Origin of the sequence: Bacillus sp. FSL K6-1033 (assembly GCF_038630765.1) — a bacterium.
GTDB classification, from domain to species: Bacteria; Bacillota; Bacilli; order Bacillales; family Bacillaceae; genus Bacillus; species Bacillus altitudinis.
In genome coordinates, this window is the sequence record NZ_CP152041.1 from 2535204 (window position 1) to 2551145 (window position 15942).

Consider the following 15942-nt stretch of genomic DNA (forward strand, 5'->3'; position numbering starts at 1 on the left):
CATGACACATCTTCATTTTTTCGCCGGTGTTTCTATAGAGGCTCTTTTCCCTTCATGATGCCACTTTTCGTATAATCCACCGATCGCACGAAATGACTCATGGACTCTCTCCACAATCTGTTTATGGATACTAGGGTCATTAGGTAAATGTGTGTGGATGTTGTCCACTTGATATTGTCTCATCATGTCTAGATACACAGTTAGAAAGATGGTGTCTTCTAAAATCCAATAAACGACTTCATCCGCCTCTTTTGTTCTTTTATGAAGCACTTTAATCCCTCGTTCATATTGAATAAGAATATAGCCGGCTGGATCAATTTCAATATAGGGGCTCAAATCATCAAAAAAACCAGTCGTTTGAAAAGGACGTGCAATATACGGTTCATATATGTCTTGGGGAAGAGATGTCTTTTTGAGACAACTGTCAATGCGCTTTATGAGTTCGTCTTTTTGCAAGATTTGATTCATTCTGATTCGCCGCCTTTGATGAGTGAAAAGCTGTCAAGGTTTTCCCTGACAGCTTTCTATAATGTATTCTTCATTTTACAGGAACATGTAAACAGCACCAATAACCGCAAAAGTGCAGGCAACTACAATTAATACTTTGGCTAGTTTTTCCATGTCGTCTCCTTAAATGCCGGCTGCTACTACATAAGACAGCCCAACAGAAATAATGAGTGAAATAAACCCGACCGCTCTATTATCATTCTCAATCTCTTTGTCTACTTTAAATCGTGGTGTTAAAAATTCAAAAATGAAATAGCTGACGAGCAGCATCACAAAGCCGTATACGCCCCATCCGACCATTTGAAGAAGCGAGTTGTGCTGGGCGATGGAATGCTGAAAGACATTGGCAATCCCAAAAATCTTCCCGCCGGTTGCCATAGCAACAGCTAAGTTCCCCCGCTGAATCTCTTCCCAGTTTTTATAGGAGGTCACGAGTTCAAATATGGTAAGAAATAAGACAAGACATAGGACGGCCACGCTGTAATAGGCGGCAATTTCCACAAGTTCATTTTCCCAAAAGGCTTTCATGCGTTTTCTCCTTTTTACTTTAATTCGACGATGGTGACGCCTGATCCTCCCTCGCCTTGTTCTCCAAAACGAGCATTTTTTACACTACGGTGCTGTTTTAATAATTCCTGGACCCCTTTTCTCAAGGCGCCAGTGCCTTTACCGTGAATGATCGACACGCGCGGATAGCCAGCTAAGACGGCATCATCTAAGTATTTCTCGACTCTGCTTAAGGCATTCTCATAACGCTCTCCTCTTAAATCAAGCTCAAGTGATACATGATAGTCTTTTCCTTTGACCGCCGTGATGGCTTTCTCTTGTTTAAATTCCGGTGCTGATTTGATAAATTCCATATCTTTTTCTTTTACTTTCATTTTTAGAATGCCCATTTGGACACTCCATTCTTTGTTACCCGTTTGTTCGATGAGCGTTCCTTTTTGGCCAAACGTCAGCACTTTGACTTCATCGCCTGGCTTTAGCTGTCTTGCTGCTTTTTTCACTGGCTCTGGTTTTTTCTTACGGTCAAACTCAGGGACAGCTTCTTCAAGACGCTTTCTCGCATCAATGAGTTCATGTTCTTTGAATGAACGATGCTCACTTTTAATGGACCGAAGCTCTTGAATAATCTCTTCTGCTTCTTTTGTTGCTTGTTCAATTTTTTCTGCCGCTTTTTGTTCAGCTTCTTCCAGCAGTTTGTCCTTTTGTTCATTCCATTCAAGGATTTGTTTTTGCAGTTCTTTATGGAGCTTCTCTGCTTCTTTTCTATAGAATTCCGTCTCATGCAGTTCTTCTTCTGCTTGTTTTTTGCTGTCTTCTAATGAAGCAATCATCTGATCGACTTCATTATGTTCTGCGTGCATATCTGCTTTTGCACGGTCAATTAAATGATGAGGCAGTCCTAGACGCTTGGAAATTTCAAATGCATTACTTCGTCCCGGCACCCCGATGAGCAAGCGATATGTAGGGGATAAGGTTTCAATATCAAACTCTACACTCGCATTTGTGACGCCTTCTCGGTTATACCCGTATGCCTTCAGCTCAGGATAGTGAGTCGTTGCGATGACGCGCGCATTTGTTTGATGAACTTCATCTAAGATGCTCATCGCAAGTGCTGCACCTTCAGCAGGATCTGTTCCTGCACCTAATTCATCAAATAACACGAGTGAATTAGACGTCAAATGCTTTAAGATATCCACAATATTGACCATATGAGATGAGAAAGTACTCAAGCTCTGTTCAATAGACTGCTCGTCTCCAATATCAGCAAAGACTTGATCGAATACAGCCACTTCTGATCCTTCTTCGACTGGAATATGAAGACCTGCCTGCGTCATCAGCGTAAGAAGTCCGAGTGTTTTTAAAGTGACGGTCTTACCGCCTGTATTTGGACCTGTGATGACGATCGTAGAAAAATCTTTGCCCAGCTCAATATCATTTGCCACAACCTGATCTCGGGGCAATAGGGGATGTCTTGCCCGTTTTAAATAAATCTCCCCTTGGTTATTCACAGTAGGTTTTGTGGCTTTTTCTGCTTTTGCATATTTGGCTTTGGCGAAAATAAAATCTAATGTCTGAAGTTCATTCACATTATGAAGCAATTCATCAATGTGCTCTGACACACTCGCTGTCAGCATTTGCAAAATCTTTTCAATCTCTTGCTTTTCTTTTAGGCGAGTTTGCTGCAAGGTGTTATTTAAATCTACGACCACTTGCGGCTCAATAAAAAGAGTTGCGCCTGAAGAAGATTGATCGTGAACAATCCCTCCATAATTCGAGCGGTACTCTTGTTTTACGGGAATGACAAACCGATCATTACGAATCGTCACAATGGTGTCTGACAGCATTTTCGAGGCAGATTGTGAACGAATCATTGATTCTAATTTATCTCGCACTTTTGATTCTAGTGATCGTAACTGCGTTCGTATGGTGCGGAGGGCTGGCGTTGCGTGATCAAGCACTTCTCCATTATCACCAATACAGCTTTCGATTTCTTTTCTCACGTCTGGCAGTAAAATCAGCGATTCTGCATATGTATGAAGACGGGGTATCTCTACTCCGTCCTCATACATAGAGGCGAGAAAGTGCTTCATGTTTTTTGTGGTATATAACAGCGCCGCAATTTCCATCAGCTCAGAAGGGCTTAATATACTGCCTATTTCTGCTCGTTTGACTCCTCGTCTAATATCCGTTAACCCGCCAAACGGCGCAGATCCTTTTAAACGAATCACATCTTGCGCTTCTGCTACCTCTTCTAGCAGATGCTGAATGCTCTCGATATCTGTGAGTGGTATTAAGTCCTGCGCTTTTTCTTTCCCTAAAGTCGAAGCAGTATAGGACATGACTTTTTCTTTTACTTTATGAAATTCTAATGATGCTAACACTTTTTGTTGCAGCATGGTCCAGCCTCCTAACGACTACCTGTCACGCGTTAAAAACTTTTTCATCTCATTGAGTGAAAATGTATTCACGACATTTGCTTTTGGTGTCCAGCCCTTTCTTGCAGCTGTGACACCGACGTCCATATGATCGAGCATGGCGATGTTGTGTGCATCTGTGTTGATCATGATGTTCACACCCGCTTCGTTTGCTTTCATTAAATGCTCTGTTTTTAAATCCAGTCTTGACGGGTTGCTGTTGAGTTCCAGTGCAGTGCCCGTTTTTTTCGCAAGCTCTATGAGCTGATCAATATTTAAGGCATAGCCGTCTCGTCTACCGATCAAACGGCCAGTTGGATGAGCAATTAAATCCACATGCTGATTATTCAAGGCATTTTCTAGGCGCTCCATAATGACTTCCTCCGGCTGAGAGAAGCTAGAATGAATAGAAGCAATGACAAAATCCATGTCTGCTAGAAAGTCATCATCATAATCTAACGATCCATCCGGCAGAATATCCATTTCGACCCCTTTGAAAATGTGAAAATGCTCGAATTCTTGATTCAGCTTGTCAATTTCTTTTGCTTGCAAACGCAAACGTTCTTTTGTTAAACCGTTTGCTACTTTTAAATATTGTGAGTGGTCTGTAATGGCCATGTATTCATAGCCTTTTGCGATACATGCCTCTGCCATTTCGCGAATAGAAAAAGCGCCATCACTCCATGTCGAGTGCATATGAAGATCGCCTTTGATATCTTTTCGTTCTACAAATTGCATACTTTCTTTATACGAATCAATCTCTACTCCGGTTTCACGAATTTCTGGCGGAATGAGCGGAAGTTGGAAATGTGCATAAAAAGCGCTTTCGTCTTCAAATGTTTTCACATCCCCAGTTTCGATCGTTTCAACCCCATATTCACTAATACGCTCACCGCGCTCCTTCGCAAGCTGGCGCATACGAATGTTATGATCTTTTGAGCCAGTGAAATGGTGCAGTGTTGTTGCAAATTGGTCTGTTGTCACAAGCCGGAAATCTACACTGATTTCAAAATCAAGTGCAAGCATGACCGATACCTTCGTATCACCGCTCGCAATGACATCTTTGACATCATCAAGAGCAACAAGTTGTTCTCTCACTTGTTCAGGATTATCAGTCGCAATGATGTAATCTAAATCTTTGACCGTTTCACGCGCACGTCTTAAACTACCCGCTCTTGAAAAGCGGATGATTCCCTCCATCTGTTCCAGCGCATCATCAATTCGTTCTGCCACATCTAATGCAAAACCAATTGGCAGTCGTTCTGGCTGCTTTCCTGCCTCCTCAAGAGCGGCAAGAATCTTTTCTTCTGTTTTTTTGCCAAACCCAGCAAGCGTTTGTACTTTTTCCGCTTCACATGCTTCTTTTAAAGACTGTGCATCGTGAACACCAAGCTCTTGGTAGAGCTTAGCAATCTTCTTCCCACCGAGTCCTTGCAATTTTAAGAGCGGGACAAGTCCTTCAGGCACTTCTTTTTTTAATTGTTCGAGTGTTTCAGACTGTCCTTTTTCGATATACTCTGTGATCACAGCAAAGGTTCCTTTTCCAATGCCGGGTAATGCTAATAGGTCATCTATTTGAGAAAGACTGCGGTCATCTTGTTCCAGTGCCGCAGCTGCTTTACGAAAGGCAGAAATTTTAAAAGGATTATCTCCTTTTAGCTCCATATAGACTGCAATTGTTTCAAGAAGTTTGATAATATCTTTTTTATTCATCTCTCATCCTCCAGCCACTTTGGCATCTTCCTATATAAATATACAAACTTTCCCTTCATCCTACAACTTTCTGTCATGGAATGAGAAAAAACTTCTCCAAGAAAGGAGAAGTTCTTAAACTCCATACGTCGACCAGAGGTCTTTGACAAGACCGGACAGGTAAGGGGTGCTATTTACGATCACATCTGCTAACATTGATTTGCTCATCATGGTTTGAAGCGCATCGACTGGAAGTAATGCAGCCACAAACAATAGAATAAACACAAATAGATAGGTTTCAAGAAATCCTAAAACAGCGCCAAGCAGTTTGTTGACCTGTTTAATCACAGGGATACTTGCAATGGTTGTGAGCAATCCGCCGATGATAGCGAGCAGGATTTTGGTCAAGATAAACAGAATGATAAACGCAATGGTATTATAATAAGCTGTTTCTAGATTCCCACTAAAGAAAGCGAGCTGCGCTTGACCGCCGCTAAAATTAGGTGCTGGAATCCACGTAAGCTGTGGTGCAAGTGACTGATAAAACATAGAAGCCACTAAAATAGAAACAACAAAGCTAATCAATTTAATAAATTGAAGAATAAACCCGCGTTTTAGACCGACAAGCGTTCCCATAAGAAGCAAAAACAAAATGATGATATCGATCACGGTAATTTCATTCCTTTTCTTTTAGATGAAGCTCTAGTTTTTCGTATTGCTCTTTTAATTTCAAGTAGTCGTGGACGACATTGACTGCTGTCAGTACAGCTAATTTGTTTATATCAAGGTATGGATTTTTTTCATTGATTTCTCTCATTTTATCATCAACAATTGAAGCAACATGTCGCATATGCATCTTCGTTTCTTGGCCGATGATCGTATAGGACTGTCCGTAAATCTCAACTGTTGTTTTCGTTTTACCGCCGTCAGACAACGTTTCTCCTCCATTCCACGAGAATCCTAGTCTCTATCATAACATGTTTAGACATTGAATGGAAAGACGAGCCCTTCCCTGTTATGGTACACTTTAGAAATCAATGATATCAAGGTAAAAAGGAGTTATCCACTGTGCCCCAATCCGTCTTAAAAGCAACATCAGAAGACATGAAAAAAATGAAGAGCGTGTACGCTCAGCATTTAACTGACACTTTGCCGCCAGGCGCTCTTTTTCAAGCAAAGGTTCCCGGCTGTACGATTACAGCCTACAAATCTGGAAAAGTACTGTTCCAAGGACAAAAGGCAGAAGCTGAAGCGAGTCAGTTCAACCATTTACAAACAGCTGAAACAAAAAGCAAAAAAACGCCATCCATCACACAGTACAGCCCACCACCCGGCATTGCTTCCATGTCGGTTATTGGCTCAGATGAGGTCGGTACTGGCGATTATTTTGGACCCATTACGGTCTGTGCGGCTTATGTTGATTCCAGTCAGCTTGCTCTCATGAAAGAGCTCGGGGTGAAAGACTCAAAAGGACTAAAAGATCCGCAGATTATCAACATTGCCAAAGACTTGATCAAAACCATCCCGTTCAGCCTTCTCGTGCTTCGGAATGAAAAATACAATGCGATGCAGGAAAAGGGCATGAGCCAAGGGAAAATGAAGGCACTGCTTCATAACCAAGTCATCACCTCCGTGCTAGAAAAACTGGATGGCAAGAAACCAGAAGCCATTCTCATTGACCAATTTGCCGAACCAGGCATTTATTTCAGGCACCTTGCGGGGAAAAAGATCATTCGGGAGCGTACATATTTTAGTACGAAAGCAGAAGGCATCCACTTATCGGTTGCTGCAGCTTCTATTATTGCAAGGTATGCTTTTTTAATTGAAATGGATAAATTATCAAAAGCAGCGGGCTTTGACATTCCAAAAGGGGCCGGTCCGCATGTTGACAAAGCGGCAGCAAAGCTGATGAAACATCACGGCGAAGAGGCTTTACGCCAATTTACAAAACTTCATTTTGCCAACACCCAAAAAGCGAAAAAATGGTTATAATCAAAAAAGAGCTATCGCCCATAAAGCGATAGCTCTTTTTATTATCCGCGCAAGACGGCTTGATACGTATCTTCTAATGCTTTCAATACGTTTGTATGAACAGCCGTGACTTCTTCCTCGGTCAACGTTTGTTCTGGGTTTAAATATTGCAGAGAGAATGCAACAGATTTCTTGCCTTCTTCCATATGCTCACCCTCATACACATCAAAGACGGAAAGGTCTGTGAGCAATTGGCCGCCAGCTTCATAAATGACTTGCTCCAGCTGTCCGCTTGAAATATGCTGATCGACGACAAGTGCGATGTCTCTTGTCACTGCTGGGAATCTCGGAATAGCCGTATATTTCATATCCTCTGTTTCAGACGTCATCACATCTGTTAAATCAAATTCAAATACATACGTTTCTTTTAAATCTAATTCTTTTTCCACTACTGGATGAAGTGCAGCTACAAAGCCAATCACTTTTCCATTTAAATGAACATCGGCTGTACGTCCTGGGTGAAGGCCCTCACGCTCTGCTTGAACATACGTGATCTCTTCTGATACACCAAGCTTTTCAAACAGCCCTTCTGCAATACCCTTCGCTACATAAAAATCGACAGCTTTTTTCTCGCCCTGCCAAAGATTTTTATGCCAAAGACCTGTTAACGCACCTGCCACATGCTCTTTCTCAACTGGTTTTGCGCCTTCCGTTTCCGCTAAGAAAACAGAACCCGTTTCGTAAAAGGCGAAAGAATCAGCTTGTCTTGCTAAGTTATATGCGACAGAATCAAGTAAGTTCGGCAGAAGGCTTTGTCTCAGCACACTGCGTTCCTCACTCATTGGCAGGGAAAGTCTTGTTTGATAAGCTGGATTTAAAGCAAAGGCTGTGGACTTATGCTGATTCGTTAATGAATACGTAATCGCTTGAGAAAGCCCTGCGCCCTCTAAGAAACGTCTCACCTTTCTGCGCTTCACTTGGTATGGCGTGAGACCGCCAACGGTACCAGCTGTCGCAGGCAGTGTAGATGGAATATTGTCGTATCCGTATAATCTCGCGACTTCTTCAATGAGGTCCTCTTCAATCGTAATATCCATTCTACGGGAAGGAACCGTTACGACAAGCACATCATTTGATTCACCCACAGTAAAGCCTAGTTTGTTGAAAATCTGAATCATATCTTCTTTTGAAATGCTCATGCCAAGCACCTTGTTCACACGCTCAGTTGATACGTGGATGACATTCATACTTGTTTCAAGGTGGTTTTCCTCAACTGTACCGCTTAGCACTTCACCGCCTGCATAGGTGCTGATCAATTGCGCTGCTCTTTCGGCTGCTGATGTCGTCCGCTGCGGATCGAGCCCTTTTTCAAATCGTGTGCTTGATTCACTGCGAAGCCCTAAGTCTCTAGATGCTTGACGGACGGTTTGACCGTTGAAATATGCCGCTTCTAAAAGAATCGTTGTCGTCTCATCACGCACCTCTGATTCAAAACCGCCCATGACACCTGCAACAGCATGCGCTTTTGTGCCATTTGTAATGACAAGATGCTTCGAAGACAATGTACGTTCTTGTTCATCCAGAGTTTGAATCATTTCATTTTCAGCCGCTTTACGTACGACCACCTGCTTTGAACCAAACCGGTCATAATCAAAGGCATGTAGAGGTTGACCGTATTCAAGTAAGACAAAATTCGTAATATCCACGACGTTGTTAATTGGGCGGATACCTGCATTCATCAATCTTGTTTGCATCCAAAGCGGTGCTGGTCCAATCTTTACGTTTTTAATGATCTTCGCTGCATAAAGTGGATTCGCTTCTTGATCCTCAATTTTAACAGAAATATAGTCTGCTGCTTTTTCAGAAGAAGTGTCATGCGCTGTATCAGGAAGCTTGATGTCTCTCCCTAAAATGGCGGCAACCTCATAAGCCACTCCTAGCATATTAAGAGCATCGGCACGGTTTGGTGTTAAGCCAAGTTCAAGTACCGCGTCATCTAATTGAAGCGCTTGAAGGGCATCATCTCCTGGTTTCACGTCATTCGGGAAAACAAAGATACCTTCTGCATATTCTTTTGGTACGAGCTTGCTCTCTACGCCTAATTCTTGCAGAGAACAAATCATGCCATGAGACTCTTCACCGCGCAGTTTTGCTTTTTTAATTTTAAAGTTTCCAGGAAGGACTGCACCAACCGTTGCGACAGCCACATGCTGTCCTTTATCCACATTTGGAGCCCCACATATAATTTGCACCGGTGCGTCTTCGCCGATATCAACAAGACATTTGTTTAATTTATCCGCATTCGGATGCTGTTCACGTTCAATGACGTGTCCAACGACAACACCTTTGATGCCTTCGCCTTTATACTCAACGGCTTCCACTTCAATTCCGCTTCTTGTGATTTTCTCTGCTAATTCATCCGGCTGAATGCCTTCTAAATCGACATAGTCCTCTAACCATTTATATGAAACAAACATGTTGATTTCCTCCTCTTAGTCCTGCTTAAATTGCTTCGTGAATCTAATATCATTTGTGTAGAAATGACGAATGTCATCTATGCCGTATTTCAGCATGGCAATACGTTCAACACCCATTCCAAAAGCAAAGCCTTGATAACTATCTGGATCAAATCCGCTCATTTTCAATACATTCGGGTGTACCATTCCTGCACCTAAAATTTCAATCCAGCCTGTTCCTTTACATACAGAACAGCCTTTCCCGCCGCATTTAAAGCATGACACATCAACTTCAACGGAAGGTTCTGTGAATGGGAAAAAGCTTGGGCGCAGTCTAATTTCACGATCTTCACCAAACATTTTTCTTGCGACTGTCTCAAGCGTTCCTTTGAGGTCACTCATGCTAATATTGTGATCGACCACAAGTCCTTCAATTTGCATGAATTGATGGGAGTGAGTGGCATCATCGCTGTCACGTCTATATACCTTACCAGGGCAGATGATTTTCACAGGGCCTTGGCCTTTATATTTCTCAAGTGTACGTGCTTGAACGGGTGATGTTTGCGTTCTCATGAGTGTGTCTTCAGTAATATAGAAGCTGTCCTGCATATCACGTGCCGGATGTTCTTTTGGAAGATTGAGCGCTTCAAAGTTATAGTAATCTGTTTCTACCTCTGGGCCCTCTTCAACGGTATAGCCCATGCCGATAAATAAATCTTCAATATCTTCTACGACAATCGTTAATGGATGTCTTGCCCCGATTTTGATCGGACTTGCTGGTAATGTGACATCAATGGTTTGAGAAGCCAGTTTCTTTTTCACTTCTTCTGCTTCTAGCTGCTCATTTTTTTCAGCAATGGCACCAGCAATCTGCTCTCTCACTTCATTTGCAAGTGCGCCCATTTTTGGTCTTTCTTCAGCGGAAAGCTTGCCCATTCCGCGCAGCACTTCTGTAATCGGACCTTTTTTCCCTAAATATTGAACACGAATATCATTGACTTCTTTGAGCGAGCTGGCTGCTTCTACCTTCGCTATCGCTTCTGTTTCAAGCTGTTTTAACGTTTCTTGCATGAGTGTTATCCTCCTTTTAATATACAAAACCGTCTGAATAAACGGGTGTTTGATTGTTTGAAGACAATAAAAAAACCCGCCCCTCCAAAAAAGAAGGGACGAGTTGTGGTCGCGGTACCACCCTTGTTAAGCACAAATATATGTGCGAATAAGCTTCATTGACATAACGGAATCAAACGAATCCGGTTCACCTTTACGCAAAACCTGCGGTCCCGGTGACAACTCCAGAGGTGAATTCCTGTTTCAGCATTCCTTAAATGCACTTTCAGTCTACGATGCATTCTCCCTATTAGGACGCTCCGTGAAACAATCTTCCTCTATCATGGTTTTTAAAATATTAGTTTCATTATAGTGAAAAATAGGACGTGATGCAACACTATCCGCGCAAATGATAGACAAGAACCGCTGCTGCCACAGCCACATTTAATGATTCCGCTTGTCCGTACATTGGAACATATAAATTTTGATCTGTCATTTGAAGAATCTCTGGATCAATACCTGCTCCCTCGTTGCCTACAATTAACGCAAATGGACCTTCTGATGCTATGTGTCTATACTCTTTCGCATCTTTCAAAGCACTGCCATATACAGGTATGCCTTGCGCCTTTAATGCTGGAATTGTCTGTTGTAGCGTTTGTTTTAAGATAGGCAGGTGAAAATGAGACCCTTGTGCTGAACGGAGCGTTTTTCCGTTAAACGCATCAACGGTTCCATCCCCTAGAATCACAGCATCAAGCCCCGCTGCATCTGCTGTCCGAATGAGTGTGCCTAAATTCCCCGGATCCTGCACTGCATCTAACAGAAGCATTCGTTCATACTTATTCTCCTCAAATACAGGAATTGTACAAACCGCTGCGATTTGCTGAGGTGTTTCCGTTTCCGTCATCGCAGTAAAAGCCTCTTCACTTAATTCATACAACTCAATGTCAGGCTCGATGTCAGCAGGGAGCATATCAGGCGTTGCGACCATTAACTCTTTCACAACCCCGCTTTTTAATGCTTCTTCTACTAAGTGTTTTCCTTCAACAAGGAATAGCCCTGTTTTCGTTCGTTCTTTTTTTGTATGGAGCTTTTTCCATTGTTTAATGTGTGCGTTTTTAGCTGATTCTATATATTTCAAGCGACTTTAACTCCTTTAAATATCATGAATTTATTATATCTCAAGCACACTACATAATAAACCTGTCTTTGAGACAGAATAGGACTATCACCATCAAAAAAGGAGTGTGGGCAATGGATTTTAATTTAAGAGGCGCAGTGATTCAAAACATCACTGGCCATAATCAAGAGCAGCTTGAGCATACGATTTTAGATGCGATTCAAAGTGGCGAGGAAAAAATGCTGCCAGGGCTTGGCGTTTTGTTTGAGGTGTTATGGCAAGAGGCATCAGAAGATGAAAAAAATGAAATTCTTGAAACATTAGAGCAGGGCTTAAAGCCTGAGCATCAGCAATAACAAGAAGCCGGTTTGCTTATCTATGAGCAAGCCGGCTTTGTTCATTTAGCCAGTGATTGGCGTCTCCATTCGAAGAGCTGGATCGCGCCAAATCTCGATCCATTTTTTAATAGCGAACACGATAATGACAAAACCTAAAATCAGCATAATCATCGAAAGCACGGCATTCAGTACACTGTAGCCAGATGCTTCAGGATTGAGATAGACATTCGCAACCATCCAATAACCAGCATAATTCACCGTCACATATAAGTAAGCAAGTGGAATTAAACAAGTCAACATATACCGCCTTTTATCCGCAATTTTCAACACAACCGTCGCTCCAATGATTAATCCGACCGAGGCCATTAGCTGGTTTGACACGCCAAAGAGTGCCCAAATGGATCCAATGTCTCCAGAGTAAAGCAAGTATCCCCACATAAAACAAGCAAGTGCACTTGCAAAGACTGACCCTGGTACCCAGTCATTTCGTTTCAGCGGTTTATATGCTTCTCCAAAGAAGTCTTGGATCAAATATCGTGCGACACGGGTTCCTGCGTCAATCGCCGTTAAAATAAAGACGGCTTCAAACATAATCACGAATTGGAAGAAATAAGAGGCCAAATGACTAAAGAACGGAATACCCGTAAAGATGTAAGCCATCCCTACAGCTAATGTAACAGCTCCACCTGTTCTTCCTTCTAAGTCAAGACCGATTTCTTTGCTTAGTTGAGGAAGATTCTCGACACTCATACCAAGCGTACGGAACACTTCAGGTGTACTATTAATTGCAAAATAATCTCCCGGATGAAGCGCAGTAGCGGCAATTAACGCCATGATTCCCACTAAACATTCTACGAGCATCGCGCCAAACGCCACCGGCTTCATATCACTCCAACGATCTAGCATTTTTGGCGTTGTGCCAGAGCCAACAAATGCATGAAAACCAGAAATCGCACCACAAGCAATGGTAATCGAAATAAAAGGCCATACAGGTCCAGCTAAGACAGGCCCTCCTCCATTTACAAACTCCGTAAACGCCGGAAATTGGATGGTTGGATTAACCACAAAGATTCCCGCAATCAGCGCGATGAAAACACCAATTTTCATAAAACTGCTTAAATAGTCTCTTGGTGCCAAAAGCAACCAAACCGGCAGGGCCGCAGCAAAGAACGCATAGATTGGCAGGGCAAGAGCAAGCGTTTTTGTATCAAGTGTTAACAAATCTCCAAGTGCTGTTCCTTGAATATTCGGTCCAAGGAATACCCCCAACATCAGTAATATGAATCCCGCAGATGTCGCCAGCTTTAAATTGCCTGTCTTTTTATAATAAAGGCCGACTCCCATCGCTATTGGAATGGTAATACCAACTGCAAAGGTTCCCCAAGGATTTCGTTCTAAAGCATGAAGCACAACCATGGACAGTCCTGCCATTGTAATTGTAATAATAAATAACATGGCGAGCCCTGTGCAAAATCCTGCCACAGGACCAAGCTCCTCTTTCGCTACCTCGGATAGTGATTTCCCCTTTTTTCGCATCGAAGCAAACAAGACCACAAGATCATGAACAGCTCCGCCAATCACCGCTCCAATTAAGAGCCAAAGGAGACCAGGTAAATACCCAAATTGTGCGGCTAAAATCGGACCAACTAATGGACCAGCAGCGGCAATTGCAGCAAAGTGATGCCCAAATGTGACCCATTTGTTTGTTGGCACATAATCTTTCCCATCCTCGAGTGCATGAGCCGGTGTAGGATGATCATCTGTGACCTTTAATACCTTCACCATCATAAACGTGCCATAGAGGCGATAGGCAATCGCTAAAATACACATCGATCCTATCACAATTGAAACCGCATTCATTTAACCATCCCCTTTTTATAAACAATTTGTTACAAATATAACATAAATTGAGTGATTTTTCTTTCTTTTAAAACCAAGTTGACAAATAGGAATAATTGATTTAATATAAAATAAGCTTCACCTACTTCCATAAACTCTCTTTTGACAGAGCCTCAATTGGCTCTGTCCTTTTTATTGATTTCATCTTACATAAATACAAGATGGATCACATGTGCCTTCCTCACTAGAAAAATATCACTTCATTTACTGAAAACAGTTCTTTTGACACAACTTACATTCCAAAGTTCATTTCCTGGGAAATTCAACGCAATTAAAAAACCTTTCCCCATACTGAGGAAAGGTTTCATCATTAAGAACCGTACGTAATTTGTTCGACCGTTTTTTGATCAAGTCTTTTGATGACTTCTGTTAAAAGCTTCACCGCATTTTCATAATCATCTCGATGAATCATGGCTGCATGGGTATGAATATATCTGCTTGGAATCCCGATGGATAGTGATGGAACGCCATGACCTGTTAAGTGAATACCTCCAGCATCTGTTCCTCCACCTGGCATGGAATCATATTGATAAGGAATGTTTAATTCATCTGCAGTTTGGACAACAAAATCGCGAAGCCCTTTATGAGAAACCATGGAAGCGTCGAATACAACAATCGTTGGTCCTTTGCCAAGTTTGCTTGTTGCTTCTTTTTCAGTAATACCTGGTGTATCACCTGCTACTCCAACATCAATAGCAAATCCAATATCAGGCTGGATGGTAGCTGCAGCTGTTTTAGCTCCTCGCAAGCCAACTTCCTCTTGGACAGTTGCTACACTGTATGCAATATTTTCATGCTGAGTATCCTTTAAATTCTTCATGACATCAATCGCTACTGCACAGCCGATACGGTTGTCCCAGGCTTTTGCAAGAAGCATTTTTTCGTCATTCATTACCGTAAACTCAAAGTAAGGTACGATTTGATCTCCAGGGAGGACGCCCCATTCCATTGCCTGTTCTTTGCTCGAAGCCCCAATATCAATGAACATATCTGTGATTTCGATTGATTTCTTTCGTGCTTCTGGTGATAAGACATGTGGCGGTTTAGAACCAATCACACCTGTAATGTCTCCTTTTTTCGTCACAATGGTGACACGCTGCGCCAACATAACTTGTGACCACCAGCCACCGACCGTTTGAAAACGAATATAGCCTTTGTCATCGATTTTTGTCACCATGAATCCTACTTCATCTAAGTGACCAGCAAGCATCACTTTAGGCCCATTTGCATTTCCTTCCTTCTTAGCAATTAAGCTGCCAAGGCGGTCTGTAGAGACTTCATCCGCATATGTTTCTATGTATGACTGCATGACTTTTTTTACATCACGTTCATTTCCTGGAATCCCTTTTGCATCCGTTAGGTCTTTCAGCATAGTTAATGTTTGATCTAGTTTTGTCATTCTGTGTATCCTCCTTTTTCTTCATGGTGCATTCTTATTATACAAAACCTCTTTCGTTCAATACGATCTTTTTATGAATATTTTTTCGTTAATCGAAATATTTTTTTAAAAAAAGTTGAAACCTTTTGTCTTTCTCATTCGTAGTACATCAGATAACGGTATTGGAGGTGCATCCTGTCATGTTTGTCATCCTCATTAGACTTGCTCTTGTTGCATTGCTTGTCTATATATTCTACATGGCGGTAAAATTCTTCTCAAACCCGAGAAGAAAGCTGAAACAAGCACAATTAAAAGAAGGCTTTTATTTTATGGACGAACAGCAAAATGCCCGTAAAAATTTTAATTTCGTCTATAAAGGTGTCTTGTTTGAAGGGGAGAAGCATGTTCCTTCTAAGGATCATCCTCTGTTTGTCCACTCCATTTACGTTTGGACGGAGTCACCTGAGAAGCTAAATGAATTCACATTAGAAGACTTTGAAAAACTTGAGGAAAACATCATCGAACGGTATCCTCAAACAAAAATTGATTGGGATCAGCCCATCAAAAAAATCAAACAAAAAAAGGGAGCAGACACGCCGACTTAACGGCG

At 42.0% G+C, this 15942-nt stretch carries 14 protein-coding genes; 3 read left to right on the top strand and 11 right to left on the bottom strand.

Annotated elements, in window-relative coordinates; genetic code table 11:
* Positions 1-12: 12 nt before the first annotated feature.
* From MHH31_RS12975 to zapA, 6 genes are all read right to left on the bottom strand, one after another.
* Positions 13-468 carry an Imm63 family immunity protein gene (locus MHH31_RS12975; protein WP_007501636.1) on the bottom strand — a complete coding sequence of 152 codons (456 nt, stop codon included), beginning with the start codon at positions 466-468 and terminating at the stop codon, positions 13-15.
* Positions 469-630: 162 nt separating this feature from the next.
* Entirely contained in the window at positions 631-1035 is a 405-nt protein-coding gene (locus tag MHH31_RS12980; protein ID WP_007501637.1) for a DUF350 domain-containing protein, read from the bottom strand.
* A gap of 14 nt (positions 1036-1049) precedes the next feature.
* On the bottom strand, positions 1050-3407 hold the full coding sequence (locus tag MHH31_RS12985; RefSeq protein WP_024718639.1) for an endonuclease MutS2: 2358 nt from the start codon (positions 3405-3407) through the stop codon (positions 1050-1052).
* A gap of 21 nt (positions 3408-3428) precedes the next feature.
* Positions 3429-5141, bottom strand: coding sequence for a DNA polymerase/3'-5' exonuclease PolX (gene polX / locus MHH31_RS12990; protein ID WP_058336554.1), 1713 nt, complete (start codon positions 5139-5141; stop codon positions 3429-3431).
* Between the two features lie 114 nt (positions 5142-5255).
* Positions 5256-5789 (bottom strand): CvpA family protein, encoded by a 534-nt coding sequence (locus tag MHH31_RS12995; RefSeq protein WP_008345997.1) that lies wholly within the window; start codon positions 5787-5789, stop codon positions 5256-5258.
* Between the two features lie 7 nt (positions 5790-5796).
* Positions 5797-6054 carry a cell division protein ZapA gene (zapA, locus tag MHH31_RS13000; protein WP_008345998.1) on the bottom strand — a complete coding sequence of 86 codons (258 nt, stop codon included), beginning with the start codon at positions 6052-6054 and terminating at the stop codon, positions 5797-5799.
* 134 nt (positions 6055-6188) lie between these two features.
* On the opposite strand from zapA, the gene rnhC reads away from it, so the two are divergent.
* Entirely contained in the window at positions 6189-7112 is a 924-nt protein-coding gene (gene rnhC / locus MHH31_RS13005; RefSeq protein ID WP_082627008.1) for a ribonuclease HIII, read from the top strand.
* Between the two features lie 41 nt (positions 7113-7153).
* On the opposite strand, the gene pheT is transcribed toward rnhC, so the two are convergent.
* From pheT to MHH31_RS13020, 3 genes are all read right to left on the bottom strand, one after another.
* Positions 7154-9568 carry a phenylalanine--tRNA ligase subunit beta gene (gene pheT / locus MHH31_RS13010; protein ID WP_058336553.1) on the bottom strand — a complete coding sequence of 805 codons (2415 nt, stop codon included), beginning with the start codon at positions 9566-9568 and terminating at the stop codon, positions 7154-7156.
* A gap of 15 nt (positions 9569-9583) precedes the next feature.
* Positions 9584-10618: a phenylalanine--tRNA ligase subunit alpha gene (gene pheS / locus MHH31_RS13015; protein ID WP_041506748.1), complete on the bottom strand. Its 1035-nt coding sequence runs from the start codon at positions 10616-10618 to the stop codon at positions 9584-9586.
* 376 nt (positions 10619-10994) lie between these two features.
* Positions 10995-11738 carry an RNA methyltransferase gene (locus tag MHH31_RS13020; protein ID WP_058336552.1) on the bottom strand — a complete coding sequence of 248 codons (744 nt, stop codon included), beginning with the start codon at positions 11736-11738 and terminating at the stop codon, positions 10995-10997.
* Positions 11739-11851: 113 nt separating this feature from the next.
* On the opposite strand from MHH31_RS13020, the gene sspI reads away from it, so the two are divergent.
* Positions 11852-12073, top strand: coding sequence for a small acid-soluble spore protein SspI (sspI, locus tag MHH31_RS13025; RefSeq protein ID WP_008346010.1), 222 nt, complete (start codon positions 11852-11854; stop codon positions 12071-12073).
* Between the two features lie 45 nt (positions 12074-12118).
* Here sspI and cstA read toward each other — a convergent pair whose 3' ends face one another.
* Both cstA and MHH31_RS13035 read right to left on the bottom strand, forming a co-directional pair.
* Positions 12119-13915 carry a carbon starvation protein CstA gene (gene cstA, locus MHH31_RS13030; RefSeq protein ID WP_039168858.1) on the bottom strand — a complete coding sequence of 599 codons (1797 nt, stop codon included), beginning with the start codon at positions 13913-13915 and terminating at the stop codon, positions 12119-12121.
* Positions 13916-14264: 349 nt separating this feature from the next.
* Positions 14265-15353, bottom strand: a complete 1089-nt coding sequence (locus tag MHH31_RS13035) for a M42 family metallopeptidase (protein ID WP_017358255.1) — start codon at positions 15351-15353, stop codon at positions 14265-14267.
* Positions 15354-15532: 179 nt separating this feature from the next.
* On the opposite strand from MHH31_RS13035, the gene MHH31_RS13040 reads away from it, so the two are divergent.
* The gene (locus tag MHH31_RS13040; protein WP_008346017.1) at positions 15533-15937 is read left to right on the top strand and encodes a hypothetical protein; all 405 of its coding nucleotides are present in this window, start codon (positions 15533-15535) and stop codon (positions 15935-15937) included.
* The last annotated feature ends 5 nt before the right edge of the window (positions 15938-15942 follow it).

Bases quoted from the DNA above. Each gene is read 5' to 3' on its own strand.
- MHH31_RS13040 (WP_008346017.1), top strand. From the start codon at position 15,533: ATGTTTGTCATCCTCATTAGACTTGCTCTTGTTGCATTGCTTGTCTAT.
- cstA (WP_039168858.1), bottom strand. From the start codon at position 13,915: ATGAATGCGGTTTCAATTGTGATAGGATCGATGTGTATTTTAGCGATT.
- sspI (WP_008346010.1), top strand. From the start codon at position 11,852: ATGGATTTTAATTTAAGAGGCGCAGTGATTCAAAACATCACTGGCCAT.
- polX (WP_058336554.1), bottom strand. From the start codon at position 5,141: ATGAATAAAAAAGATATTATCAAACTTCTTGAAACAATTGCAGTCTAT.
- MHH31_RS12975 (WP_007501636.1), bottom strand. From the start codon at position 468: ATGAATCAAATCTTGCAAAAAGACGAACTCATAAAGCGCATTGACAGT.
- pheT (WP_058336553.1), bottom strand. From the start codon at position 9,568: ATGTTTGTTTCATATAAATGGTTAGAGGACTATGTCGATTTAGAAGGC.
- MHH31_RS13035 (WP_017358255.1), bottom strand. From the start codon at position 15,353: ATGACAAAACTAGATCAAACATTAACTATGCTGAAAGACCTAACGGAT.
- MHH31_RS12980 (WP_007501637.1), bottom strand. From the start codon at position 1,035: ATGAAAGCCTTTTGGGAAAATGAACTTGTGGAAATTGCCGCCTATTAC.
- pheS (WP_041506748.1), bottom strand. From the start codon at position 10,618: ATGCAAGAAACGTTAAAACAGCTTGAAACAGAAGCGATAGCGAAGGTA.